Raw genomic sequence first — 26,518 nt, 5'->3', positions numbered from 1 at the left:
AACATGGGGTATCGGCGTTTCAGACATATGGGCTTAGAGCAGGTCAAGATGGACTTCGCCTTTCTAGCTATGGCCTTTAATCTGAAGAAACTATGTGCTAAGGTTGCTCGAAAGGCGAAAAACACTCCCAAAAGACCTATATCAACCCTCAATCTCGGCCTCATGCGCTTCCACCTCCTCGAAAAACACAAAAATATCCCTCAAAGGCTAAAACCGGTGGCTTAACCAACCACAAACCAAAACTAAAAGGAGCTGCGCCAAAATTCATTTTGACACAGCCCCTTTTTTATCGAATTACCAAAAAGAAAAATCAGCAAACAAGAAAACGAGTAAGAGAAGCAACGATAAAAGAAGATTATTTCATTGGTATAGTTTTTGATAGTAATTTTGTAACTCAGGTTTCTAATAAAGAAACAGCAGACAAAATGACAATTAAACGAACGATATATAATGAAAACAAAAAAAGAGGACTTAAGTCAATTTCAGGAAGAAGAAAAAATAGCGGACAATCTGTCAGGACAACAAAATGAACCAACAGAGGCTCAAGCAGCTACGGAAAAAGAAACCGAAGACAATTGTTCAGACGAAGAAAAACTCGAAAGAGAGCTGGAAACACTGAAAGACGAACACTTAAGGCTTAGAGCTGAGTTTGAAAATTACAGGAAGCGCACGCTGAAAGAAAAAAGCGAGCTGATCAGAAACGGCGGAGAAAAATCCATGCTGGAACTATTGCCGGTTATCGACGACATCGAGATCGCAATAAAGAATATAACAGAGGCAACCGATGTAGAAGCTCTGAAAGAAGGCATCTTATTGATTCACAGCAAGTTTTTAGATTATCTGAAAAAACAGGGTGTAACCCAAATAGAAACAGAGAGAGTTCCTTTCGATGAAAACTTCTGTGAAGCCATAGCCGTAATTCCGGCACAAAAAGAGGAAGATAAAGGCGTTATCCTGGATTGCATCAAGAAAGGATACATGCTCAATGACAAAGTAATTCGTCATGCCAACGTGGTAGTAGGTCAATAACATCATCATGCGAAAGCAAAGAAACTACGATTATGGCAACAAAAAAGAATGATTATTACGAAGTACTCGGCGTGAGCCGAAATGCAACCGACGACGAACTGAAGAAAGCATATCGAAAAAAGGCAATCCAGTATCATCCGGATAAAAATCCGGGCGATAAAGAAGCCGAAGAAAAGTTCAAAGAAGTTGCAGAGGCTTACGACGTCCTGAGCGATAAGCAGAAAAGGGCCCGATACGACCAGTTCGGCTTTGCCGGTGTAGGTAGCAGCGCTGCCAGCGACGGCGGATTCGGTGGGGGCGGCATGTCCATGGAGGACATCTTCTCCCGTTTCGGCGATCTTTTCGGTGGACACTTCGGCGGGTTCGGAGGTTTTGGCGGATTCGGCGGCGAACGTACGGGCAGACGCGTTCAAAGAGGTTCGGACCTTCGGGTTCGTGTAAAATTGACGCTGGAAGATATCAGTAAAGGCGTTGAGAAAAAACTCAAAGTAAAGAAATATGTAGCCTGTTCGCACTGTCATGGAGAGGGCACTGAAGATAAAAACGGGAAAAGCACCTGTAAAACCTGTCACGGTAGCGGGGTCGTTACAAGCATCAGCAATACATTTCTCGGTCAGATGCAAACGCAGAGCGTCTGCCCCACCTGCCATGGAACCGGAGAGGTGATCACCAAACCCTGCCAACACTGTAAAGGAGAAGGCATCGAACTGGGAGAAGAACTCATCACCTTCAACATACCTGCAGGAGTGGCTGAAGGCATGCAACTGACCGTGAGCGGCAAAGGCAATGCAGCACCTCGTGGCGGTATCAACGGCGATTTGCTGATTTTAATTCAGGAAGAGCCGGATGCCAATCTCATACGCAATGGAAACGATGTCATTTACAATCTGCTTATCTCCGTACCGTTGGCTATACAAGGCGGTTCCGTAGAGGTGCCAACCATCGGCGGTAAAGCAAGAGTCAAAATAGAACCGGGCACTCAACCCGGTAAGGTTCTACGGCTTAGAAACAAAGGTTTACCGAGTGTAAACGGTTTCGGAACGGGAGATTTGCTAATCAACATCAATGTCTATATCCCAACGGAGATCAGCAATACCGATAGAGAAATCATCAAAAAAATCGAAGCTTCCGATAATTTCAAACCCACGGAAGCCATGAGAAAAGAAATAGACAGGAAATACCGGGATATGCTGAACTAACACTCATCTCCCATCCTCACAAACAGAAAAGGAGTGTGTCAAAACTCCATTCTCCCTAAATCAACTATCATTTGTAAAGAACAATCGCTATCAAAGAGCTAAAACTCAATGATAGCGATTGTTTTATTTGATTAGAAAGGGTGGTAACTATCGATATGAAAGGAAACTTCTCCCAGTTCCATGTTTTGACACAACCCCTTCACTTGCATCAGGATGCGTAAAGTACAAGGCACGAAGACTGAGGCTCAAGAGAGCGTACTGAAGTAGGTGACCGAAGCCGAAAGTCATAAACAACGCAGTAATTTGCGCATGATGACGCACCTTCTTTCTTATTATACGGATACTTTCTCTCTTATTCTGTCACAAAAAACTATTTTTCCCGGAGCAAATCCGGTCTGAGCCTGCGCGTACGTTCCACAGCCTGATTCATACGCCATTCGGCTATTTTGGCATCGTTTCCGCTCAGCAAAATCTCCGGCACTTTCCAGCCTTTATAGTCTGCCGGCCGTGAATAGATAGGCGGAGCCAACAGGTTGTCCTGAAAAGTATCGTTCAAAGCACTGCCCGCATCGCCGATCGCACCGGGTATCAGCCGCACAATGGCATCAGACATCACAGCCGCGGCCAATTCTCCTCCCGTAAGCACATAGTCGCCGATAGAAATTTCACGCGTAATCAGATGATCGCGTACCCGTTGATCTATTCCTTTATAGTGTCCGCAAAGAATAATCATGTTGTTCATCAAACTCAACTCATTGGCTATGGACTGATTGAACTGTTCGCCGTCGGGCGATGTATAGATGATCTCATCATACTCCCGTTCTGCCTTCAAGTGCTCGATAGCCCGTTCGATCGGCTCCACGCACATCACCATTCCCGGCTCTCCGCCAAAGGGATAATCGTCTACCCTTCTCCATTTGTTCGTACTGTAATCCCGCAGCTGATGCAGGTGTATCTCCACCAGACCTTTTGCCTGTGCTCTCGCCAGAATAGACGTGTTCAACGTCTGCTTGATCATCTCGGGAAGCACTGTAATAATATCAATTCGCACGTATATTCGACAATTATGGATAAAAAACCTTAATTCTTTGGTAAAGGTAAGATATATTGATTATTTTTGGATATACAAAGAAGCAACCTGACATTTTCAGCAATGAAAAGTATGACCGATCTGCCTCTCTTCTATGCTCCGGACATAGAAAGAGATTTTTGTCTGCCACCGGATGAAAGCAAGCACTGTATACGTGTGCTGAGAATGGCAGAGGGAGATCGCATCAAGGTAACCGATGGGCAGGGGCATTTTTTCGAGAGCGTTATCACAGAAGCGTCAACCAATAAATGTATGCTGAAGTTGAACGGGAAAGAAAAATGGCATAAGTATTGGACCGGAACAATCACGATTGCCGTAAGCCCCACAAAAAATGCCGACCGCATAGAGTGGCTTGCGGAAAAATTGGTAGAGCTGGGTATTGACAAACTGGTTATGCTCAAAACAGAGCATTCGGAGAGAAAACGGGCAAACAAAGAAAGGCTTGAGAGAATTATCGTCAGCGCAATGAAACAGTCCTTAAAAGCTCAAAAGCCTTTGCTGGAAGTAGATGTTCCCTTCGACCGCTTTGCAGGTGACTGCACCGAGCCATGCAAACTGATAGCCCACTGTGTAGACAGCGATGAATTGCCCTCAAGGCAGTTGCCCCACACCATATACCAAGGTACTGAAGATGTGTGTATTCTTATCGGCCCCGAAGGCGATTTTTCATTAAAAGAAGTGAGCCTTGCCACCGAAAAGGGCTTCAAAGGTATGACTATGGGCGAGAGCAGGCTGCGCACGGAAACAGCAGCTTTGTCTGCCACACAGTGGATTCACGTAATCCAACATATAAAGAGACAATGAATTAAGGAAACAATATAAAACACTTAAACTCTTTAACACAAGAACAAGTCTATGAAAAAGGAGATTAAATTCAGCTTGATTTACCGCGATATGTGGCAGTCATCAGGCAAATATCAACCTCGTGTTGATCAGCTAAAGAAAATCGCTCCGGTTTTTGTCGAAATGGGCTGCTTTGCCCGTGTGGAAACCAACGGTGGTGCATTTGAGCAAGTCAATTTACTTTACGGTGAGAACCCTAATCATGCCGTACGCGAGTTTACGGGCATTCTGCATAAAGCAGGCATTCAAACTCACATGCTCGACCGCGGTCTCAACGGTCTGCGCATGTATCCGGTACCCGCAGACGTTCGTCGTCTCATGTATCACGTCAAACATGCACAGGGCGTAGATATCACGCGTATTTTCGATGGTCTGAACGATGCGCGCAATATCATTCCCTCAATCAAATATGCGCTCGAAGCCGGCATGATTCCCCAAGCCACCCTTTGTATCACCTATTCCCCCGTTCATACCATCGAGTACTATGCCAAACTGGCGGACAAACTCATCGAAGCAGGAGCCAAAGAAATCTGTCTGAAGGATATGGCCGGCATAGGCCGTCCCCGTTTTCTGGGCAATCTGGTTAAAGAAATCAAAACCAAACACCCCGAAATCATCATCCAGTATCACGGACACAGCGGCCCCGGTTTCTCTGTGGCTTCCATGCTGGAAGTTTGTGAAAACGGAGCAGACATCGTGGATGTTGCCATGGAACCGCTCTCTTGGGGTAAAGTGCATCCGGACGTAATCACCATTCGTGAAATGCTCCACGACGCCGGTTTCCAAGTACCTGAAATCAACATGAATGCTTACATGAAAGCACGTGCACTGACACAGGAATTCATGGACGACTTTCTGGGTTACTTCATCAACCCCTCAAACAAACACATGTCTTCACTGCTCATCAGTTGCGGACTTCCGGGCGGTATGATGGGTTCCATGATGGCCGACCTGAAAGGTGTTCACGCCGGTATCAACATGTTCTTGCGCAGTAAAGGCGAACCCGAGCTCTCCATCGACGATCTGCTCATCAAATTGTTCGACGAAGTCAGCTACGTATGGCCCCGTTTCGGTTATCCTCCTCTGGTTACTCCGTTCAGCCAGTATGTAAAGAATGTGGCTCTGATGAACGTTTACAACATGGTACGCGGTGAAGGACGCTGGCAGGCCATCGACCAGAATACCTGGAACATGATTCTGGGCAAGAGCGGTCGCCTGCCCGGCCCGCTGGATCCCGAAATCATCGCTCTGGCCAAGGAAAAAGGCTATGAATTTACAGACGAAGATCCGCAAGGCAACTATCCCGATGCATTGGATGAATACCGCAAGGAGATGGACGAAAACGGCTGGGAGTATGGTCCGGACGATGAAGAGCTCTTCGAATTGGCCATGCACGACCGCCAGTATCGCGACTACAAAAGCGGCGTAGCCAAACAACGCTTCGAGGAAGAACTCGACAAAGCCAAAACCGAAGCTCTGGTAAAACAGGGTTACAGCGAAGAGGATGCATTGAAAGCCAAGAGAGCCGGCACAGAAGCCATTCAGGCTCCCGTAAGCGGAACCATCATCTGGGAAGTGGATTTGGAAGATCGTTCCACACCTCCTGCCGTAGGCGGTAAATTAAAAACGAATCAACCGCTCTGCCACATCCAAACCCCTGCCGGTTACATCGAAGAAGTCTTCTCGAACTTCACCGGTAAGATTACCGAAGTAGCCGTTCAAGGGGCTACCATTCGCAAAGGCGATGCCATTGCTTATGTGCGCCCTGCAGAAGAGGAAGAAATCTGGGCATGCAAACCGTCCGACAGACTGGTACGCGTAGAAAAAACAGACAAACCTCGCAAAGTAGAGCGTCGGAGTCATTTCAATTAAAAAGGTCTCTTTAAGAGATCACAAAAAAGTCTGCGTTAAAATGAAAATTTTGGCGCAGACTCTTTTTATATCGTTTCAATCATTATTTTCCTGAAAAACACCGTTTCCCTTTCGTTCCCAAAGAGAAGAAAAACCATTGCCTGATGGTTGAAAATTCTTTGCCTGATGGATTTTCAACGAAGTTAACTTGGATTTTTTTTCTTTGCCTGAAGAATTTTCAACCATCAGGCAGAGAATTTTTCAATACACGCCAAATCCACGCAAGAGCAGCTTTGACCGGTCCCCATGGACGGTTAAAAATATGCAGGCGGACAACTTTCGAGTCACAGGAACATGATCTTCTGAGGGCAAGAAAAAACCTCAACGCCCCAAACCTCTACTACGATTTCGAGTTATCCGACTAAAGCAAAAATATCATTTCTTTCCCCTTTTAATTATGTAACTTTATCATTCATGAAAAATCAAACACAAAAACAACTGAAATTGATAAAATATTTATCAATCAAACCTTACGGGAAAAGTGTCGGTATCATTTTTTCTGTATCTATTGAATGCAATCTTTTAATTTAGAAAATTCTCTAAGCAACAGAATACCAGAGTATTTAAGAATATATGATATAATAAAATTTGCTGATAAATAAAAATATATGGGAAAGACAGTAACGACTTATTTGGTTGACGGAGATCCTAAAGGAACTCAATACGCATTCATCAGTAATAAGATTTGTCAGATGTATGTGGTGCCACGCTCCAACCTTTCTTATTTGAACAAACAAGAGAAATTACAAAAACCTGCTTTCTATATTCTTATCGGTGAAGATGAAACCATCAAACCACAAGCGTATATCGGCGAAACAGAGAACTTTCGAGAGCGAGTAAAAGACCATGAAAATAAGAAATCGTTCTGGCAAAAGGCTCTTATCTTTGTCTCCAAAGACGCCGATATGACAAAAGTCGATGTCCAATATTTAGAGCATAAAGCAATTTCAGAAGCCAAGAAGTCGAATACTTTTATTCTCAATGAGAACAAACAAATCCCCAACGCCCCGAACTTACCCGAATACCAAAAAGATACAATGAATGAGTTCTTCGAAGACATCAAATTCCTGACCTCTTTCATTGGATGCAATATCTTCGAAATTACAAAACCGAAAAAAGAACATCTCTTTTATACAAAAGGGCGAGGGTGTGAGGCCAAAGGTTTTTACTGCTCCTCGGGTTTTACCGTATTGAAAGGAAGTATCATCGCAGAAACCTCTACCCCGTCATTCCATTGGAAAGAGAAAAGAGACAGGCTGATAAAAGAATATACTTCAAAAAAAGACGGGTGCTTTGTTGTAACCTCGGACATAACCTTTTCCAGTCCAAGCACAGCAGCAATGTTTTGTCTGGGTAGAAGTGCCAATGGATGGGATGAATGGAAAGATGAAAACTGGAAGACTTTGGATGCCATATATCGCAAGCAATTAGAGTGAGCACATGAAACATTATTGGCCAAAAGCTGCAAGATAGAACGACACTGGCCCATAAAGCCGTTTTTAACCGCAATTTACAGTATTACCGATTCTGTGTATCTTTGTGATGCACAGAATAACGAGCTATGCTGAATTTTAATGAAATCGAGACCCACCCGTTGGAGCCTTTCCTGCCATCGGCAGCCAAACTGCTTATGCTCGGAAGCTTTCCGCCACCCGTAAATCGCTGGTCAATGGATTTTTATTATCCGAACTTCCAAAATGATATGTGGCGTATAATGGGGCTGATCTTTTTCTCGGACAAGGAGTATTTTATCCGGGATAAAAAGTTTCACCAACCCTCGGTTGAAGCCTTCTGTCGTGAAAAAGGCATTGCCATTTCGGACTCCGCACGGCAAGTCGTTCGTACCCGGGGTAATGCCTCGGATCAGCATTTGGAAATTATCACACCATTGAACTTGTCTCATGTTTTATTGCAAATCCCTTCATGCAGAAGTATCTGCGTAACCGGAGGCAAAGCAGCCGAGACGATAGCCGGAATATTTCCCATACTCAAACCGGCACTAAAAAACAAAGAGACACATTCGCATATCCTAATCGAGGGGCAAACCTACCAATTCTACCGGATGCCCTCCTCTTCCCGTGCATATCCCAAACCGATCGAATTCAAAGCAGAAGCCTACCGGCAAATGTTTACGGACTTGGGACTGCTGTAATCAATTATGCAATAAACAGTTTTCATCAATAAAAAATAAAGCACTTAAATGATTTTTCAGCTAATAGTTGTTCTGATTGCCATTATCATCGGCGCACGCCTCGGAGGCGTGGGACTGGGTGTGATGGGAGGAGTCGGTCTGGCCGTACTGACATTCGGCTTCGGCCTCCAGCCCACGTCGCCGCCCATAGACGTCATGCTTATGATCGTGGCGGTTATTTCGGCCGCTTCATGTATGCAGGCAGCAGGCGGACTCGATTATATGGTAAAAGTGGCAGAAAAACTGCTCCGCAAAAATCCTAAAAATGTGGTCTGGTTAAGCCCTCTGGTTACTTATCTTTTTACATTTATCGCCGGTACCGGACATGTGGCCTATTCCGTTTTACCGGTTATCGCCGAGGTGGCTACGGAAACCAAGATACGCCCCGAACGACCCATGGCCATATCGGTTATCGCCTCGCAACAGGCCATCACGGCCAGCCCCATTTCGGCTGCTACCGTAGCATTGCTCAGTATGCTCACGGGCTTTAATATTACGCTGTTCGACATCCTGAAAATCAGTATCCCGGCCACACTCATCGGTGTTCTGGTCGGTGCGCTTTACTCCATGCGTGTAGGCAAAGAGCTGGAGCAAGACCCCGAATACCTTCGCCGGGTAAAGGAGGGACTGATGGAAAAACCGGCAGTACAGATAGCCGGTGCAGCGAATAAGAAAAATGCGCTTATCTCCATTTGGGTGTTTCTGACTGCTACGGTAATGATTGTTCTTTTCGGATCCATCGAAGCATTAAGACCGGTTTTTGAGGTCAATGGGGTGCGAGAGCAACTGAATATGCCGTATATCATCGAAATATTGATGTTATCTGCCGCTGCCATCATCCTATTGGCAACAAGAACCGATGGCATAAAGGCCACCAAAGGCTCGGTCTTCAACGCCGGTATGCAGGCCGTGATTGCCATTTTCGGTATTGCATGGATGGGGGACACGTTCATTCAGGGTAATATGGCACAGCTGACACAATCCATCCAGGGCATCGTAACACAACATCCCTGGCTGTTCGGTCTGGCATTATTCGTTATGTCTATCTTATTATTCAGTCAGGCAGCTACCGTGCGTGCTCTCATGCCTTTGGGGCTTGGTCTGGGTATAGCCCACCCTATGCTGATAGCCATGTTCCCGGCTGTCAACGGCTATTTCTTTATTCCCAATTACCCTACGGTGGTAGCAGCCATCAACTTTGACCGCACAGGTACTACACGCATAGGTAAATATATTCTTAATCACTCTTTTATGATGCCGGGACTTATCTCCACGGGTGTTGCCGTGGCTATGGGTTTCCTGCTCATTACCATCTTTTTTTAACTAATCTTCAAATTTTGAGTTATGAAAATTTTAAGAAGAACGAATCTATTCAGCTTTATCATGATGCTGGCCGTTGTGGCTGCATTTGCGCAAAAACCCCGTGTTCATATTTTAGCCACCGGCGGCACCATTGCCGGCGCAGGCACCTCTGCCACGAAAACCAATTATACGGCAGGACAGGTAGCCATCGGTACACTGCTGGATGCTGTGCCTGAAATCAAGGAGATAGCCGATGTAACGGGAGAGCAGATCGTGCGTATCGGTTCACAGGATATGAACGACGTGGTATGGCTGACTCTGGCAAAAAGGATCAACGAAATTTTTGAAAAGAATCAGGCTGATGCCGTAGTCATCACCCACGGAACGGATACGATGGAAGAAACGGCATTTTTCCTGCAACTGACAGTGAAAAGCAACAAGCCGGTGATCATGGTCGGCGCCATGCGTCCTTCCACAGCTCTCAGTGCAGACGGACCGCTGAACCTCTACAATGCCGTGGTGGCTGCAGCCGCTCCCGAATCTGTGGGTAAGGGCGTTATCGTAGCCATGAATAACTATCTGGTCAGCGCAAGCGATGTAACAAAATCCAACACCGTACAGCCGGAAACTTTTATCGGAGCCAACTCCGGTCCTCTGGGTTATATCCTTAACGGTAAAGTCTTTTACAATCACGTATCTAACCGCAAACATACCGTTGCATCGGAGTTCGATGTGCGCAACCTGAGCGAACTGCCGAAGGTGGGCATCGTATACAGCTACTCGAATGTGGATGCCGAAATCACACGTGCCCTGATAAACAGCGGCTATAAAGGCATTATCCATGCCGGTGTGGGAAACGGCAATATCCATAAAGACGTATTTCCGCTGTTGGTAGAAGCACGCGGAAAAAATATTCTGGTGGTACGTGCTTCACGTGTACCTTTCGGTCCTTCTACGCTGGATGCCGAAGTGGACGACGCCAAATACCGTTTCATCGCATCGCAGAACCTCAATCCGCAGAAAGCACGTGTGCTCCTGATGCTGGGACTGACCAAAACCACAGACTGGCAACAGCTACAGAAGTATTTTAACGAATATTAAACCGATAATTCTATCTTAATAAATATGATCGTTATGAGAAAAAATCTATTCTTTCTTTCTCTTCTTCTTTTAGGAGGAATAACCTTGATGGCACAGCAAAACCATACGCATGCTCAAAAGGAAAAAAGTGTTTATCAACGTATCACTAACCTTGAAACGAAAAGCAACCGCTTCAATCTGTTCTTGAATATGAACGGAAGTTTCGATGCAGAGTGGAACAACAAGAATTCCGATTATAATTTCGGCCACTTCAACATGCGCCAGCTACGTATCGAGGCAAAGGGCAACATCAACGAACGTTTCTCTTACCGCTGGCGTCAGCGTCTTAACAGACCCAACAATCCCGGTGTGGATAATATGCCTACTTCGATCGATATTGCCGGTTTGGGCGTTAACATAACCGACAGGTTTTCGATGTTTGCCGGTAAACAGTGTGCTGCCTATGGAGGTATAGAGTTCGACCTGAACCCTATCGAGATCTACGAGTACAGCGACATGATCGAAAATATGAGCAACTTCTTGACAGGTGTTAATTTTGCATATCAGCTTTCTCCGAATCATCAGTTGCAGTTCCAGATATTGAACAGCCTCAACCATGGCTTCTCCAGCACATACAACACTTCCTATGACCCACGTATATACGGTGCAAAAATTCCGTTGGTTTATACCTTAAACTGGAACGGGAACATGTTCGATGAAGCATTCCAGACTCGTTGGTCTGCTTCCGTGATGTCTCAGACATCCAAGAAACACATGTTTTATATGGCATTCGGTAATCAGCTGAACCTGTCGAAAAACTTCGATATGTTTGTCGATGTAATGTATTCAAGAGAAGATCTCGACCGGAAAGGCATCATCTCCCGGCTACTTCCCATACAGGCTCCGGACGGAAGCATATACACAGCACAAAATGCAAACTATCTGAGCTTTGTAGCTAAAGCAAATATTCGTTTTGCTCCTCGCTGGAACTGGTTCATCAAAGGAATGTATGAAACGGCTTCCGTGGGTAAAGACTTCACCATTGAAAGGAGATTTATCGAAAAAGGGAAATTCTCTACCTCTCTCGGCTACTTCACCGGTATTGAATACTATCCGATGAGCAACAGCAATCTGCATTTCTTCCTGACCTACGTAGGACGCAGTTTTAAGTATGAAAAGAAGTTGGACTATATGAAAGACTTCAACACCAATAGAGTTTCATTGGGCTTCATCTATCAGCTCCCGATGTTCTAATCTCAGAACAGGATTTTTATAGGGGCTGTGTCAAAATTCGTTTTTGGCACAGCCCCTTTCAAATGCATCAGAATGCGTAAAGTACAAGGTGCTAAGACTGAGGCTCAAGGGAGCTTACTGAAATACGTGAACGAAGCCGAAGGTCGCAAGACAATCATTTGCACATGATGACACACCGTCGTTTTTGTATGCCGAAACCTATCTTCTCCATTCGATTACAATACATGGCAGACTAAAATTCTGCCAAATAGATAACAAACCGCCCATCGATCGCTTTTGTCGATGGGCGGCTTGAAAAACTATTGTAATATGCCGGACTAATCGGCAAAATTATAAGTGCGGATAAATTCGGTGGCGTTTTGTATCTGTTCGTACATAACCACGTCTTCCTCCACACGCGGAACGACCTCACGGAACTTGGCCAGCATGGCCTCCAATTTGACCGAAGATTTCAGCGGGCGTCTGAACTCGAAGGCCTGAGCCGCATTCATCAGTTCGATAGCAAAGATATGCTCCAGATTATCGATAATCGGCAACAACTTGGTGGCGGCATTGGCACCCATGGATACGTGATCTTCCTGTCCGTTGCTGCTTACGATGCTGTCGCTACTGGCAGAGTAGCAATACATTTTATTCTTGCTCACCATGGCCGCTGCAGCGTACTGCGGTATCATGAAACCGGAGTTCAAGCCCGGATTGGCCACAAGAAATTCGGGCAGATCGCGCAGCCCGAGTATGAGCTGTGCCACACGCCGTTCGGAGATATTGCCCAATTCGGCCAATGCAATGGCAAGAAAATCATAAACGATAGCCAAAGGCTGTCCATGGAAGTTACCGCCGGAAACCACCAAATCTTCGTCCGGAAAGACTGTCGGATTGTCGGTAACCGAATTGATTTCGGTTATAACCACGCTCGTTACATAATCGAGTGCATCGCGACTGGCACCATGCACCTGAGGGATGCAGCGGAAACTGTACGGATCCTGCACCTGTTTCTTGGGTTTGGCAATCTGTTCGCTGCCTTCGAGCAGCGAACGCATATGGCGCGCTACGGTAAGCTGGCCTTTGTGCGGGCGAATGGTATGCAGATTGTCGCTATATGGAGCAATCAGCCCATCGAATCCTTCGAGCGACAAAGCACCGCACCAGTCTGCAATCTTGATGAGACGATGTGCCTTGATCAGGGCATATACGCCGTGCGAACTCATAAACTGCGTACCGTTGAGCAGAGCCAGTCCCTCTTTGCTTTTCAGCGTGATGATATTCCACCCCATTTCGCGCAAGACATCGGCAGAGCGTCTCTTTTCGCCTTTGTAATAAACTTCGCCTTCACCGATAAGAGGAAGGAACAGATTGGCAAGCGGAGCGAGGTCGCCCGACGCACCCAATGAACCTCTGTCGTATACCACAGGGATAATATCGTTATTGAGCATCTCCAGAATACGCTCCACGGTAACGAGCTGTACACCGCTGTGCCCCAACTGCAAAGCATGGGCTTTGAGCAGGAGCATGAGGCGGATAATGTCGGGCTCGACCTCCGTACCGCAACTACAGGCGTGACTTTTAACCAGATTTTCTTGCAATGTGGTAAGCTGTTCGGGTGTAATGCTGCGGTTGCAAAGCGAGCCGAAACCGGTGGTAACACCGTAAATAGGTTTACCTTCACGAACAACCTTATCATCGAGATATTGACGGCAGTGATTGATACGCTCTACGGCCTCAGGTGCCAAATCCAACGTAAAACGTTCTTTGAGATAACGTTCGCACAAGTCAAGAGTAAGCAGCTGCGAACCTACATAGAAAATTTCCTTAGCCATTATTCGCAAGCTTTCTTAGTGATGGCCAGAATTTTTTCCTCACGCTCGATGGCATCGGCTTCGATGCGGTCGGCTTCTTTGCGAAGAGCTTCTACAAAATTCTGATCTTTAATGGAAGTCAGGTTAATGCGTACATTGAGCAAAGCGCCGATGATAGCCGTGCGGGCACACATCATGGCCACACAGCCGTCTGTAATCGCATTCTGATTGCCGCGCTCTACTACTGCCTCGATGAGAGGTAATAGAGCATAAGTACGTTTGGCCACTTCCATAGGCACATTAGCAGCGAACTTCGTATTTTCCTGAATTTGCTCACTGCGATAGGCCTTCTCTTCATCTGTTTCCTTAGGTAGTTTGAAAGCAGCAAACACACGATTATAAGCATCGCTGTCGCGGTCGATATCCAATACCAGTTCTTTACGAATGGCATCGGCCTCTTGCGCTATGCGTTTCATTTCCTCTTCCACTTCCACATATTTTTTCTTACCGATGGTCAGGTTGGCAACCATTTCTGCCAATGCAGCTGCAATAGAGCCGTTGAGTGCAGAAATGCTTCCACCGCCGGGAACAGGTTCCTGTCCTGCAGTCTCTGCCAAAAATCCGGTAAGGGTTAATTCTGATAATGTCATGGTTATTGATTGATTTTAATGTTAATACTGAATATTATTTGATGATTACTCCCCGTTTGACTGTATGCTCCACGAGATTCATGCCGAAATGGTATGAAAGGAATTTATAGGATGGGTAGCGGAGCACGGCAAAGTCTGCCAGTTTACCGGCCTCGATACTGCCCACACTATCGGCTCGGCCTATGGCTGCGGCTCCGTTAATCGTCAGAGCGGTTACGGCTTCCTCGCAACTCATATTCATATAAATAGTGGCCAAAGCTATCATCAAGGGAATCGAAGCCGAGAAGCAGCTGCCGGGGTTAAGATCGCTGGCCAGCGCCACGGCACAACCGGCATCGATCATTTTGCGTGCCGGAGCATATTGCTCTTTCAAACTGAATGCCGTGCATGGCAACAATGTGGCCACGGTATTGCTGTTTGCCAATGCCTCGATACCTTTATCCGAGATTTGGAGCAGGTGATCGGCCGACAAACAACCCAACTCGGCAGCCAATTCGGCTCCTCCGAACGGCACAATCTCGTCTGCGTGCATTTTTACTTTGAGCCCTGCCTCTTTTGCTGCCGTAAGCATACGGCGTGTTTGCTCGTGATCGAAGACGCCTTTTTCCGTAAAAATATCGCAGCATTCGGCCAAACCGCGTTTGGTAACTTCGGGTAACATTTCATTGCAAATCAGTTCGATGAATTCGCTTTCACGCCCCTTATACTCGGCAGGCCGGTCATGTGCACCCATGAAAGTGGAGTAAATATCCAAGGGTTGTATCCCGTCAAGATATCTGGCCACCTCCAACTGACGCAGTTCTGTTTCCAGCTCCATACCGTAACCGCTTTTTGCCTCCACGGTGGTTACCCCCATATCGGCCATCGCTTTCAGGTGTATTTGAGCAGATGCGGCGAGCTCTTCGAAAGAGGCTTTTCGGGTCGCCTTCATTGTGCTGGCAATACCTCCTCCACGTTCCATGATGCTCATGTAGCTATCCCCTTTGAGGCGCCACTGAAACTCATCTTCGCGGTACCCGCCAAACACCAGATGCGTATGGCTGTCCACAAAACCCGGCAATACGCAACGACCTGTGGCATCCAGTTCATGGCATCCAACCGTATCCTCCGGCTTAACTCCACTCATGGGACCGGCATAGGTGATGATACCGTTACGGGCGATGACAGCCGCAGGGCCGTCGATAACACCCAGATCATTCATTGCCGCAGCACCGTGCCTGGCCTGTTGCCCCCGGCAGGTGACCAGCTGTGCTATATTTTTAATAAAAAGATTATCGGCAGCTTTCATAAGCCTACTCCATAATACGTGATTCCAAAATCTGCTCTGCCTTGAAGTTCTCGATACCCAGATAATATTCGGCACAATCGATGAGCGCCTGCATCGGAACAAGTCCTATGACTTCACTGCCTACGATGGAAACGCCATAACGTTGAGCCTCCATACGTACCATTTCGTGTGCACGGTAAACAGCTGTTTTGGTAAAATCCGTCAGGTTCATGGAAACCTGTACGATACCACGATCCGTAAGTTCTACGCCCATTGCTTTGCAGAAACGTAAACCGCCGCCGATAAAACGAACTTTTTTGGCAATAGCATCTGCTATCGAAAGGTCGGCAGTATTCAGGTTCACATTGTAAGCAACCAGCGGCATACGGGCTCCAACGGCTACGGTGCCGGCTGTCGGGTGTATGTCTGCAGGACCATAGTCCGGACGCCATTCTTCTTCATGAATTTTTTCGGCCATTCCTTCAAATTCGCCTTTGCGGATTTTAGCCAGATTTTCGCGGTGGGGTGCAGAAGCCGATTTTTCGTAAAGGAATACGGGCACTTTATATTGTTCGCCAATAACCTTGCCCACTTCATGAGACAGGGCAATGGCATCTTCGACGGTTACATTCTTGATAGGGATGAACGGAATAACGTCTACGGCTCCCATACGCGGGTGTTGCCCCTGATGTTTTGTCAGGTCGATCAGTTCCACGGCAATGGATACGGCCTCCAATACAGCTTCTTTCAGTGGCTCCGGCTCGCCCACTACGGTAACCACAAGGCGGTTGTGGTCTTCATCGTTGCTGTAATCCAGCAGTTTAACGCCATTGCGTGTACGGAAAGGGTTAACAATTTTCTCGATTTTTTCTTTGTCGCGGCCTTCACTAAAGTTAGGCACGCACTCCATGATTTTTGAAAGTGCCATTGTTTTTGTATTTGTTATTTAACAATTGTTTATAATTCGGTTTCTAAATAATAGTTTTATCACAGTCGACTACATCTTTCAGGTCTGAAGCCAACAGTTGAGAAATCAGTCCTTTCAGGCGAATGCGCCGGACAGACAACTCTTTTCCCCATAAGTCCGCCATGGTCAGTAAACCTCCGGCTCTTTCGAGCATCTTTACAGACCGTTCCCTGTCACTCTCCGAAAGAATGACGGCAACATCTATAAGATATTGGGAAAATTCTGTAAGATGATCGGCTGTGGTGCAATATTGGGAAATATACTGCTCCGATTCTCTATCGCTCAATTCGATCAACCGGTTTGTGTCGAGCCCTAACTCCTGTTTGAGCCAACCGTTGGTTACAACAACGGCCTCCTGCTCACTCCCCTTTTGCTTAAGACGAAGGAGCATCACCAGTGCTTTACCGATGGTGCGTCCTGTTTCTTCTGCAAGGTCACGGATCAAGTCTCTTTGCTCCATGTGATGAACCGGGCTACACGATTAAAGAATTTCGTCCAATAATTTTTCGTCTACCAGATAAGGCATGGTGATATGATACTGGTCGGCATGCGTGCGGTTGAATTCTTCACTCGTTTCCATGGCATGTTCGTTGCGAGCCCATGAACGACGGGCCACACCGCCCATAACGTCCCAAAGCATGGCCGAGCGCAAAATATCGTCTACCCGCTCAGAGCCATCCAGCACCATACCGAATCCGCCGTTGATGGATTTGCCGATACCTACACCGCCACCGTTGTGCAGAGCGCAAAGGCTCATGCCGCGGGCTGCATTGCCGGCAAAACACTGTACCGCCATATCGGCCATTACATTGCTGCCGTCTTTGATGTTCGAGGTTTCACGGAAAGGAGAATCGGTTCCGCTTACGTCGTGGTGGTCGCGTCCCAGCATGATGGGGCCTACCTCACCCTTACGCACCATTTCGTTAAAACGCAGCGCAATACGTAAACGTCCCAGAGCGTCCTGATAGAGAATGCGAGCTTCTGTGCCCACAACCAACTGGTTTTTCTCGGCATCCCTGATCCAAATATAGTTGTCCCGATCCTGTTCGCGCCTGTTCGGGTCAATGCAATCCATAGCCGCATGGTCCGTCTTGATAAGGTCGTTGTGGTCTCCGCTCAAACATACCCAGCGGAACGGACCATAGCCATAGTCGAACAGCTCCGGACCCATAATATCTTCCACATAGCTCGGCCAAATAAAACCGTCCTTCTCGTCGATGCCGTTTTTACTGATTTCCTTAATACCGCTATCGTACACCGCTTTCATAAAAGCATTGCCATAGTCGAAGAAATAAGTACCGGCAGCCACCAGTTTTTTAATAGCATCATAGTGGCGTTTCAGACCTTTGTCCACTTCCTTGCAGAAAGTCTCACGGTCTTCTTTCAGCAGTCGTGTACGTTCTTCAAAGCTCAGCGTCACAGGGCAGTAGCCCCCTTCGTAGACTGCATGGCAGCTGGTCTGGTCGCTAAGAAGATCTATATGTATATGGTGTTCGTTGGCATATTCGAGAAGATCCACCACATTTCCGTGATAAGCAATAGAGCAGGCTTCATCCCTCTCCATGGCTTCATGTGCATGTTTGAATGCCTCTTCGATACTATTCGTTCTATGCTTTACCCAACCTTGATTATAGCGCGTGTCGATGCGGGAATCATCTACCTCTGCGGTGATGCTTACAGCTCCGGCAATATCGGCCGCTTTGGGTTGAGCTCCGCTCATGCCTCCCAAACCGGAGCTTACAAACAGTTTGCCGGCCAAATTCTTGCCTACCGGTATACCCAACTGCTGACGACCGGCATTCAAAAGTGTATTGAACGTTCCGTGCACGATACCCTGAGGGCCGATATACATCCAGCCTCCGGCGGTCATCTGCCCATAGTTAGCCACCCCCATCTGTGCGGCTATCTCCCAATCCTTGATATTGTCGAACATGCCGACCATCATGGAGTTGGTAATAATAACGCGTGGAGCATCGGGTTTGGATTTGAAAAGGCCTAACGGATGACCGCTTTCGATCACCAGCGTTTGCTCCTGTGTCAGCTCTTCCAGATACTTCATGATCAGTCTGTACTGCATCCAGTTTTGACACACTTGGCCGGTTTCGCCATAAGTAACCAGTTCGTATGGATAGAGAGCGACATCGAAGCAGAGATTATTTTGAATCATGACCTGAAAAGCCTTTCCTTCGATACATTTACCCTTATAGGCATCGATGCCTTTTGCTTTGAGATCGCCCTGAGGTCTGAAGCGATAACCGTATATCTTGCCCCTTGTTTTCAACTCTTCCAGAAATTCGGGAGCCAGTTGGGCATGTAATTCCTTGGGAATATAACGCAATGCGTTTTTAAGTGCTGTACGGGTTTGTGCCGGAGTAAGTCTGTAGCCGCGATCCGGTGCACGGCGAATGCCCTCAACAAAAGCAGGATATTCGGGCAGGTGGTTGTCTAAGGTGAACTGCATGATATTATCAATCTTTATTAATACACGAATTTACAAAAGGCAGCTTCTGACTCGGGGATTGTAACAAAACTCAAGGGATACTGTTTGACACAATAAAAATCCCTTTTCACGAGTATACGGAAGCATCCTCTAAGATACTATTTTTCCATGAGTATTTATTTTAACATAAGCCGATAAAATACAGGCTTCATATATGATATGATCCCCTCCGTATAAGCTATCGATCCCAATACCGGCGTCTGTTTCTTCGGCGCTTGTTCGAGCGATAGTATTGTGCATAAGCCAAAATTATCACAAGGATGAGCACCGCGAATAATATGACAGCTGTACTTATTTTCATTGTATTACTGTTTAATAAGGTTCTATACTCAATACAAACAAAGATACGAATAGTTTCATACTCCTCCATATTGTCAGCAAACGCCTTCGGGAGATTGCTCAAACGCATCGTCCGCTCTTCGGGGGAGAAATCTACCTCACGGGACAATAGGTCTGCGAACGGCTTTTCATCACCCCCCCGCACCTTCCAGGACTATCGGGACAAGGGCATTATTCCCCACACCCAAATCGCAGGGAAAATCCTCTACCACCTCTTCGACATCAACCGACTACTGCAAGATAACTATCGCAAGAGAAATTGGTCTTTTTACTTGTTTTTTATTAATTGGATTGTTCCGTAAAGCATGCTAATAATAGGAAGTGAAAGTATACACACATAAAAAAAAGTCGGTATTTTCTTTACCAATAACGACATAAAAAGGACAACACATGCCACAACTAAACTGACAATAAGACGTAATACGGCAACAAAAAGAGATGCTGAAGCATAAACTTTTTCTCTATTCTTATCCGTTACTTTGAACGGGTAGTTGTATATCTGTGGGTATTTAGTTAAAATACCAAGGAAAATATTGATGATAATATTACCGATAACAAAGTACCACAATGTGTCTTTACTTCCCCAACAATCAATCTCTCCATTAAAACCATAATGTATTGGAATCAGAGAAGGGATTTTCTGGTAGAATGCAACAAAAAAAAACAGCGTTACAAGCACCACGATCGTTGAGCAAATATTAACTATCTTTACTTTCATAGCAAATGCATATTGGATACCACTATTGACGTGTACTGAAAAAAGTTGACACTCGAGGCGGTTAAGTTCGCGATTAAATTTACACTGTTTTTTCTAAAAACCATTTCAGGTTGACACACTTTTTGTTTTAGGACGGCTTGGGGTTTACACCGGCCGAATGCCTTCTCTTTAAGGCATTCATTTTGCGGTACAATCCGGGAGCGATTCGAGGTAGCTCCTCTTCGGGGGAAACAAGTTTTTTCTGCCAATTCAACGAGAAGCTTGTAGGCTTCGTGCCCCAAACGCTCGCGTTTGAGCTTGGTTTTGAGTAAACGATTCTCTTGACGTAAACGTTCTGATTCTTCTCTTTCTTTGAGCGTTAAATCGCTCTTGGGAACGGGGGATGTTTTCATCGGGTCTTGAGGAATTTTGTCTTCAAGACCGAATTTACGAAGCCAATCGTTAATAAGACACTGAGCAATGCGGTACTTCCTGGCGATGGCATACTTGCTTTGGGAGCTCACGAGATATTCCTCCAAAATTCTCAGACGCTCGGAGTCGGTCAAATGTTTAGACATAATTACTGCTTTTTTGACCGATCCGAGTGTCAACTTTTTTCAGTACACGTCATTTTTTCTCTGCCTGACGGTTCAAAATTCTTCAGGCAAAGAAAAAAATCTAAGTTAACTTCGTTGAAAATCCGTAGCGCTAAGAATTTTCAGCCATCAGGCAGAGATTTTTTGAGTATCGATTGCAGAATGAGAAATCAAGTGTGTAAGTATGTTTTTTCTGAGAAAGCTGTTTTACATCAAAGACCCTGTAATCAATTCATCAACAGATCGATAATCATTTATAGGGGTTGACTTGCGAAGCCGTTCGGCTAAGCATGAATGACTGATAATCAGGGCAGATCTCTTTTTCGTAAGTCAAGCCGTTGCAATCGATACGGCTTCGAACACTTCGGTGCAACTCCTCGACAAGCTAATCTACAAAAGAATATTCATCTTTTTCATAATGAGAATCATAAAATATTAAAAAAAACAATAAAACAGTTAAAAAATCGTATCTTTGCAGACTATTTCGAGTAAGAGCCTTTTGGTTCTGTAAGGGAATCCGGTGAAAATCCGGAACAGTACCCGCTACTGTAATTCTTTCGGCAAACGGACACAATGCCTTTGTTTGCCACATAATCTCCAAAGGTTATGCCACTGAGATTTTAGATTTCTTGGGAAGGCCGGAGATTATATTTGAAAGAAAAGTCAGGAGACCTGCTCGTTATTTTGCTGCTATCGAACCCGGGATCAGATTCGACGCAAAGCAAAACGGTAGAGGAAAAATCCACACTTCCGTTCCATTCGGAACGTCTCCGTTTGCATTGCTTTTGTATTATGATATTTTGGTTGATTCGACAGTGGCCGACTATAGAACTATATTAAACCAAATTATTATGAACAAAAAGTTTTTACTCACATTCCTGCTCGGAATCTTGTATTGCTCTTTTTCCTTTGCACAGGATCAGTCTTTTCCTCTTAACGAGGAACCGGGAGGTATTCGTGACTCTGTTTTCAAATTGAAAGCCGTTACGGTTATCGGCGCTCGCAAAATCAATACAAATTCCCTCTCCCGGATTAATGTTTCTTTGGATAAACTCCCCATCTCTGTCAGCAGCATCAACATAGATCAGCTGAAACTGCGTGGTATTTTCGATGTTAATGAGGCAGTACGTTTCATTCCCGGAGCCAACATTCGCACTACTTATGGCGGATTCGACCAGTTGAGTATCCGCGGTTTCGATTATGCTCCCATTATGGTGGATGGTATGCGCGATGAACGATCGACTATCAACTCTTACCCGCTGTCCGATTTGTCGGACGTGGCAAGCATCGAAGTACTGAAAGGCCCGGCTTCGGTGCTGCAGGGACACTCGGCGGTAGGCGGAGTGCTCAATATCACCAGACGTGCACCGTCGGCAGAAGATCACTTTGCAACACGCATAGCACTTGGCAGCTTCAGAAAACGTCAGGCGACCATGAGTCTGGGTGGCAAACTGTATAAACCCGTCAATTACTTTGCAAGCATTAACTTCAGTGAAGGTGACGGCTGGCGCAATACCGGCAACAAACGCTTCAAGACTTATGGGGCTATAGGCTCAAGATGGGAGCGGAGCGAATTACAAATCAGAGGAGGATACAGCCGTGACTTTTATGGCACGGAAATAGGTTTACCCCCTACGCTCAATGAAACGGTCTACCACAAAGACGGCAAAGAGTATTTGGCACCGGGACAGGTTCAACCCGGCATAGACCCGGAAAACCGGTACAACAACGAATCTGACTTCATGTACAATACCAATTGGAACATATCGGCCAAATACACCTATCAGATAATACCCGCCGGCATGAGACTGACGGAGCATTTATCATACAACAACGACGACATCAATTACTTCGGCACGGAAGAGCTAAGCTACAGAACGAGCGAAAATCCGATTTACCCCTATTACGTGATGCGGAAGAACAAAAAAATATTTATCGATATGGATTCCGTTCAATTGACCTTCCCGCTACGTTTTTCTCATATGGCAAGCACGGTGCAGAACCAACTGTCATTAGACGGAGTTTTCCATACGGCAACCGTCAAGCACAACTATGCAGCAGGGTATGCTTTCAGCTTTATGCGCAGAACTTCTTTCTCCGGTTATAACCTTGGAGTGGATGTACAGGGGCCGGGACTTTACTCGGTGATTTCCGTGCATGAACCACAGAGTATGGGATACATGAAAACACGCTTTAGCGTAGCAAAACCCACACGTACATACAGCCACGGTTTCTATCTGCAGGATGTAATGGAGTTCAGTGAGAAATTCCAAGCCTTGGCAGCCCTGAGATATGACCACTATCACTATGAACGCTCTGAAACCGAAGCCATAGACGGTAAACGCAAGTTCAAAGATCCGGCTTCTTCGAAATATGAAAAAACCGATTCGCAAGCGTTTACTTATCGTTTAGGAGCAGTATATTCTCCGGTCAAGCAGGTTTCGGTCTATACCTCACTGGCAAATTTCTACGAACCATATCGTACATTCTTCAACGAGAAAAATATCTATATCAATAGCGATGGCGAACAGTTCTTCCCGGAAAAGGGGAAAGAGATTTTCAAACCAAAGTCCGGCTATCAGATAGAGCTGGGAACCCGTATACAGATAAACAGAATCTTCTCCGCCCAATTAGCCGGTTTCTATATCAAACAAAACAACATTACCAAATTACTGGGCGAGGTGGAAGAAAAAGTTAACGGTAAGATCTTGAAAAAAAGTATCATTGGTCAGGTAAGTACCATCGATTCAAAAGGTTTTGAACTGGAATTTACGGCAGAACCTGTCAGCGGTCTTTATTTGGCTGCCGGTTATAGCTTGACGGATGCCAAATACAGAGGGTTGAAAAAGAACCCGTATATGGAAACGGATATCAACGAGGGAGATCCGCTGAACAACGTGCCCAAACACAAATGGTATACTTATGGCGATTATAATGTGGGAACCGGATTCTTAAAAGGTTTCGGAGTGCATTACAGCCTGACCTATATGGGCAAAACATATCGTAACTTCAAGCAAAATATTTACTTCGATGCTTACACTCTGTGCAATCTGGGTGCAACATATAAACTGCCGAAAGGGGTAACACTGGGTCTGGATGTAAACAATGTGTTCAATACGGATGTCTTTGCACAGTCTTTGGGGCGGCAATTAGTGCCCATGGCTCCTACGAATGTAACGATGAGTATTACTTACAGAATGTAATACCGTTCTTTGAGCTTTGAAATCAAAAGGGTAATATTTCCTCCGGGAGATATTACCCTGATTATTAATTAAATGACAATATAATATTATGCGACGTTTTCTGCTTACGATCCACCGCTTCCTGGGTGCCATCCTGAGCATCTTTTTTTTAATGTGGTTTATTTCCGGATTGGTTCTGATTTACCGTGGCTATCCTCGTTTTACCAAAAAGGAAGCGTTGATGGCTTGCGATCCGCTCCGCCCGGAGGCTTTGCCCGCAGCCGACTCCGTGGCTGTCATGCTGGCACGTGCCGGCATAGATACCCTTGCACCTTATGAACTCTCATTGGAAAATACGCTTATGGGTGAAACGGTTTATACTGTTTCTGCAGGTAAGAATACAATCAGGATGCAACCGGACGGCAGTATTGCCTCAGAGCCGAAGACAGTGGATGAGTCTTATTTACATTTGCTTGCAAAGCGTTGGCCGAATGAAGAAATAGAGCGCATCGACACGCTGCATAAATTGGATGTCTGGACTCCTTTCAGTCGTCTACGTGCCGATCTGCCGTTTTACAGACTGAGGTTATCGGGTAAAGAACATCGCTATCTGTATGTTTCTTCGACTACGGGCAAGATTCTTTCCGAAAGTACTCGTTCGGAACGTTTTTGGGCTTATGTAGGGGCTATACCGCATTGGATATACATTACCGGCCTGAGACAAAACGTCGAATTATGGAAAAATGTGGTTATCTGGATTGCTGCCTTCGGCTGTTTCATGGTGATAACCGGACTTTACGCCGGCATAGATGTATATGTGCGCACACGAAGCAAAAAATTCAGAGGGCTCAAGTCTCCTTACACGAAACGCCGCTATCGCTGGCATCATCTGTTCGGCACATTGGGCGGCATCTTTATTCTGACATGGATTTTCAGTGGCATGATGTCTTTGATTGATTTACCCGAGTGGGTAACAGGCGTACCGGCAGATCGTCCACGGGTTCAACTTGCCGGCGAACAGATCCCGCCACATACTTTTCCGGCCGATTATCGCAAGGTATTGAAAGATTATCCGGAAACCCGCCGTATAATCTGGACTTCCTTTGCCGGTCATACTTTGATGAAAATAGATAATGGAGAGAAAGAAACGGTGCTGGATGCCGGGGAAAAAATGGCTACACCTCTATCACTGAACCCAAACGAATGCCTGTCTTCTGTTAAGAAAGCTTATGGCATAGAACCTGAGAAAGTCGAAACGATGACTCGTTACGATGGTTATTACCACGATAGAAAAGGACGTCTTGCTCTGCCTGTTTATAAGATAACACTCGATGATCCGTACGAAACGGTGGTCTACATGGATCCGGCCTCTGATAATTACCGTATCGTCGACCGTGAGGTGAGATTGAACAGATGGATGTTCAGTAAATTACACAACTTGAGTTTCAGTAACCTTACGCGTTATCCGTGGTTATGGACTTTGGTCATGTGGGTACTCCTTTTAACCGGAGTTCTGGTCAGTGCCACAGGTGTCTGGATGGGTGTGGATTACTTCCGTCGTATAACCCGAAAAAAGAAAAATAAAAGGAAGAAATCGAATCATTAGATTTTTTTATTGAGAATGTAATAGACAGAGCTCTTTTTCGGCATCAATAATGGTCTTGCCCGAAAAAGAGCTCATTCTTTTCAATATCTATAAGGAGTAAAAAACTAACAGACAACGGCTATCATTAAAAGTCAAATCTCCTTTTGATGACATGACACAAGCCAAACCGCTCCCTCCGAAAATTCACCTCATCGAATTGAAAGAGAAAAGAGACGAGGGGATAAGATATTGAGATAATGTGTGTGGTCGTTTTGAGAAGAGTTCACTCCTTCACTGTCTTGTTTTCCTCGATTTTCTCAGGCATTGTAACAGTTTCGCAAGAATTGTATACTGTCCCTCTGAGAATTCTTAGTCTTCAGGAAACCTTTTTCAAAAGTATGATCCGGTCTGGTTTGTTTGCCTTGCAGCCCCTATCCGCTCCATATTAACTGTTTTACCACGATACGGCAGACGAGGGACAAGTGTGTCTTTACCTCCTCCATCTGCTCCTTTTTTACTTCCTTATAGTTATGCTGACTCTTATTATTTATCAGACAATTGCCCCCACACATGATTCCCCAAAAAAGGAGTCTTACCTGAAGCAAAAAAGGACTTCTCAAGCAACATAATGTCTCCTTTGCGAAAAACCTATTTTTACACATCTTATATCTAAGGGTCACGTTTTTTTGATAAGAACCGAATCTTTTATTCCCCTGTTCTTCTCTCTTGGCTATAGCCAATACTCCGATAAGAGTATACAATTCACGACACCATTCGAAAGTTGGGGACATATCGCTTACCTCGAGAACTCATGGTAAAATTCAGCTCCATCTTCAGCAACAGGCTTTTATCTCATCCAACCGGCAAGAAGGAGTTATCTCTCATACAGCCCCGCCGGCTTGTTTTCTCTAAAACCGGGCAACGGAACAACACAACCATCTCCCCCCGGACGTAGAGGAGAGAGCACCGAAAAGAAGAAACAGCAAGAGCCGCAGCAAAGAGAGTTCTTCTCTCCTGGCTACGGCTCTTCTCTTAAAAAA

At 45.7% G+C, this 26,518-nt stretch carries 21 protein-coding genes, 2 pseudogenes and 1 riboswitch; of the genes and pseudogenes, 13 read left to right on the top strand and 10 right to left on the bottom strand.

Going from position 1 to position 26,518, the window contains the following annotated elements; genetic code table 11:
• From A3GI_RS11445 to dnaJ, 3 genes are all read left to right on the top strand, one after another.
• Positions 1-225: transposase (locus tag A3GI_RS11445; protein WP_018360473.1), on the top strand; the 225-nt coding region annotated here is incomplete at its 5' end.
• 225 nt (positions 226-450) lie between these two features.
• On the top strand, positions 451-1,029 hold the full coding sequence (locus A3GI_RS0106290; RefSeq protein ID WP_018360622.1) for a nucleotide exchange factor GrpE: 579 nt from the start codon (positions 451-453) through the stop codon (positions 1,027-1,029).
• A gap of 32 nt (positions 1,030-1,061) precedes the next feature.
• Positions 1,062-2,228, top strand: coding sequence for a molecular chaperone DnaJ (dnaJ, locus tag A3GI_RS0106285; RefSeq protein WP_018360621.1), 1,167 nt, complete (start codon positions 1,062-1,064; stop codon positions 2,226-2,228).
• A 370-nt stretch (positions 2,229-2,598) separates the two neighbouring features.
• Here the strand turns inward: dnaJ and trmD are convergent, their stop codons facing one another.
• The gene (gene trmD, locus A3GI_RS0106280) at positions 2,599-3,279 is read right to left on the bottom strand and encodes a tRNA (guanosine(37)-N1)-methyltransferase TrmD (protein ID WP_018360620.1); all 681 of its coding nucleotides are present in this window, start codon (positions 3,277-3,279) and stop codon (positions 2,599-2,601) included.
• 102 nt (positions 3,280-3,381) lie between these two features.
• Here trmD and A3GI_RS0106275 point away from each other — a divergent pair, with 102 nt between their 5' ends.
• Both A3GI_RS0106275 and A3GI_RS0106270 read left to right on the top strand, forming a co-directional pair.
• On the top strand, positions 3,382-4,122 hold the full coding sequence (locus A3GI_RS0106275) for a 16S rRNA (uracil(1498)-N(3))-methyltransferase (protein WP_018360619.1): 741 nt from the start codon (positions 3,382-3,384) through the stop codon (positions 4,120-4,122).
• Positions 4,123-4,173: 51 nt separating this feature from the next.
• Positions 4,174-6,033, top strand: coding sequence for an oxaloacetate decarboxylase (locus tag A3GI_RS0106270; protein WP_018360618.1), 1,860 nt, complete (start codon positions 4,174-4,176; stop codon positions 6,031-6,033).
• A 75-nt stretch (positions 6,034-6,108) separates the two neighbouring features.
• Here A3GI_RS0106270 and A3GI_RS11740 read toward each other — a convergent pair whose 3' ends face one another.
• Positions 6,109-6,258, bottom strand: coding sequence for a hypothetical protein (locus A3GI_RS11740; protein WP_018360617.1), 150 nt, complete (start codon positions 6,256-6,258; stop codon positions 6,109-6,111).
• A gap of 422 nt (positions 6,259-6,680) precedes the next feature.
• Here A3GI_RS11740 and A3GI_RS0106255 point away from each other — a divergent pair, with 422 nt between their 5' ends.
• The 5 genes from A3GI_RS0106255 to A3GI_RS0106235 all read left to right on the top strand — a co-directional run bounded on the left by A3GI_RS0106255 (position 6,681) and on the right by A3GI_RS0106235 (position 11,899).
• The gene (locus A3GI_RS0106255; RefSeq protein ID WP_018360616.1) at positions 6,681-7,508 is read left to right on the top strand and encodes a GIY-YIG nuclease family protein; all 828 of its coding nucleotides are present in this window, start codon (positions 6,681-6,683) and stop codon (positions 7,506-7,508) included.
• A 125-nt stretch (positions 7,509-7,633) separates the two neighbouring features.
• A complete protein-coding gene (locus tag A3GI_RS0106250; RefSeq protein ID WP_018360615.1) occupies positions 7,634-8,224 on the top strand; it encodes a uracil-DNA glycosylase family protein in 591 nt (196 codons plus the stop codon).
• Between the two features lie 48 nt (positions 8,225-8,272).
• Positions 8,273-9,586 carry an anaerobic C4-dicarboxylate transporter family protein gene (locus A3GI_RS0106245; protein ID WP_018360614.1) on the top strand — a complete coding sequence of 438 codons (1,314 nt, stop codon included), beginning with the start codon at positions 8,273-8,275 and terminating at the stop codon, positions 9,584-9,586.
• A 21-nt stretch (positions 9,587-9,607) separates the two neighbouring features.
• Positions 9,608-10,666, top strand: a complete 1,059-nt coding sequence (gene ansB, locus A3GI_RS0106240) for an L-asparaginase 2 (RefSeq protein ID WP_026215977.1) — start codon at positions 9,608-9,610, stop codon at positions 10,664-10,666.
• Between the two features lie 33 nt (positions 10,667-10,699).
• Positions 10,700-11,899 (top strand): porin, encoded by a 1,200-nt coding sequence (locus tag A3GI_RS0106235; RefSeq protein ID WP_025079645.1) that lies wholly within the window; start codon positions 10,700-10,702, stop codon positions 11,897-11,899.
• 317 nt (positions 11,900-12,216) lie between these two features.
• On the opposite strand, the gene hutH is transcribed toward A3GI_RS0106235, so the two are convergent.
• The 6 genes from hutH to A3GI_RS0106205 are packed head-to-tail and all read right to left on the bottom strand — an operon-like array spanning position 12,217 to position 19,040.
• On the bottom strand, positions 12,217-13,716 hold the full coding sequence (gene hutH / locus A3GI_RS0106230) for a histidine ammonia-lyase (RefSeq protein ID WP_018360611.1): 1,500 nt from the start codon (positions 13,714-13,716) through the stop codon (positions 12,217-12,219).
• Positions 13,716-14,345, bottom strand: a complete 630-nt coding sequence (locus A3GI_RS0106225; protein WP_018360610.1) for a cyclodeaminase/cyclohydrolase family protein — start codon at positions 14,343-14,345, stop codon at positions 13,716-13,718. Before A3GI_RS0106225 ends, hutH begins: the two co-directional genes overlap by 1 nt.
• 34 nt (positions 14,346-14,379) lie before the next feature.
• Entirely contained in the window at positions 14,380-15,633 is a 1,254-nt protein-coding gene (gene hutI / locus A3GI_RS0106220; protein ID WP_018360609.1) for an imidazolonepropionase, read from the bottom strand.
• A 4-nt stretch (positions 15,634-15,637) separates the two neighbouring features.
• A complete protein-coding gene (gene ftcD / locus A3GI_RS0106215; RefSeq protein WP_018360608.1) occupies positions 15,638-16,540 on the bottom strand; it encodes a glutamate formimidoyltransferase in 903 nt (300 codons plus the stop codon).
• 43 nt (positions 16,541-16,583) lie between these two features.
• Entirely contained in the window at positions 16,584-17,039 is a 456-nt protein-coding gene (locus tag A3GI_RS0106210) for a hypothetical protein (protein ID WP_018360607.1), read from the bottom strand.
• Positions 17,040-17,060: 21 nt separating this feature from the next.
• Entirely contained in the window at positions 17,061-19,040 is a 1,980-nt protein-coding gene (locus A3GI_RS0106205; protein WP_018360606.1) for a urocanate hydratase, read from the bottom strand.
• 364 nt (positions 19,041-19,404) lie between these two features.
• Between A3GI_RS0106205 and A3GI_RS11860 the strand changes: the two are divergent.
• A pseudogene (locus A3GI_RS11860) lies at positions 19,405-19,720 on the top strand (helix-turn-helix domain-containing protein).
• On the opposite strand, the gene A3GI_RS0106200 reads toward A3GI_RS11860, so the two are convergent.
• A complete protein-coding gene (locus A3GI_RS0106200; RefSeq protein WP_018360605.1) occupies positions 19,687-20,136 on the bottom strand; it encodes a DUF1648 domain-containing protein in 450 nt (149 codons plus the stop codon). The pseudogene A3GI_RS11860 and the gene A3GI_RS0106200 overlap by 34 nt on opposite strands.
• 233 nt (positions 20,137-20,369) lie before the next feature.
• Positions 20,370-20,693, bottom strand: a pseudogene (locus tag A3GI_RS11855) (IS3-like element ISPg5 family transposase); the annotation flags it as partial.
• A gap of 487 nt (positions 20,694-21,180) precedes the next feature.
• Positions 21,181-21,405: riboswitch (cobalamin riboswitch) on the top strand.
• 157 nt (positions 21,406-21,562) lie between these two features.
• Here A3GI_RS11855 and A3GI_RS0106185 point away from each other — a divergent pair.
• Both A3GI_RS0106185 and A3GI_RS0106180 read left to right on the top strand, forming a co-directional pair.
• Positions 21,563-23,914 carry a TonB-dependent receptor gene (locus A3GI_RS0106185; protein WP_018360602.1) on the top strand — a complete coding sequence of 784 codons (2,352 nt, stop codon included), beginning with the start codon at positions 21,563-21,565 and terminating at the stop codon, positions 23,912-23,914.
• 88 nt (positions 23,915-24,002) lie between these two features.
• Positions 24,003-25,499, top strand: a complete 1,497-nt coding sequence (locus tag A3GI_RS0106180) for a PepSY domain-containing protein (protein WP_018360601.1) — start codon at positions 24,003-24,005, stop codon at positions 25,497-25,499.
• Positions 25,500-26,518: the final 1,019 nt, after the last annotated feature.

The organism is Porphyromonas macacae DSM 20710 = JCM 13914, from assembly GCF_000379945.1.
Taxonomy (GTDB): Bacteria; Bacteroidota; Bacteroidia; order Bacteroidales; family Porphyromonadaceae; genus Porphyromonas; species Porphyromonas macacae.
This window is presented reverse-complemented; position numbering and strand designations above follow the sequence as displayed.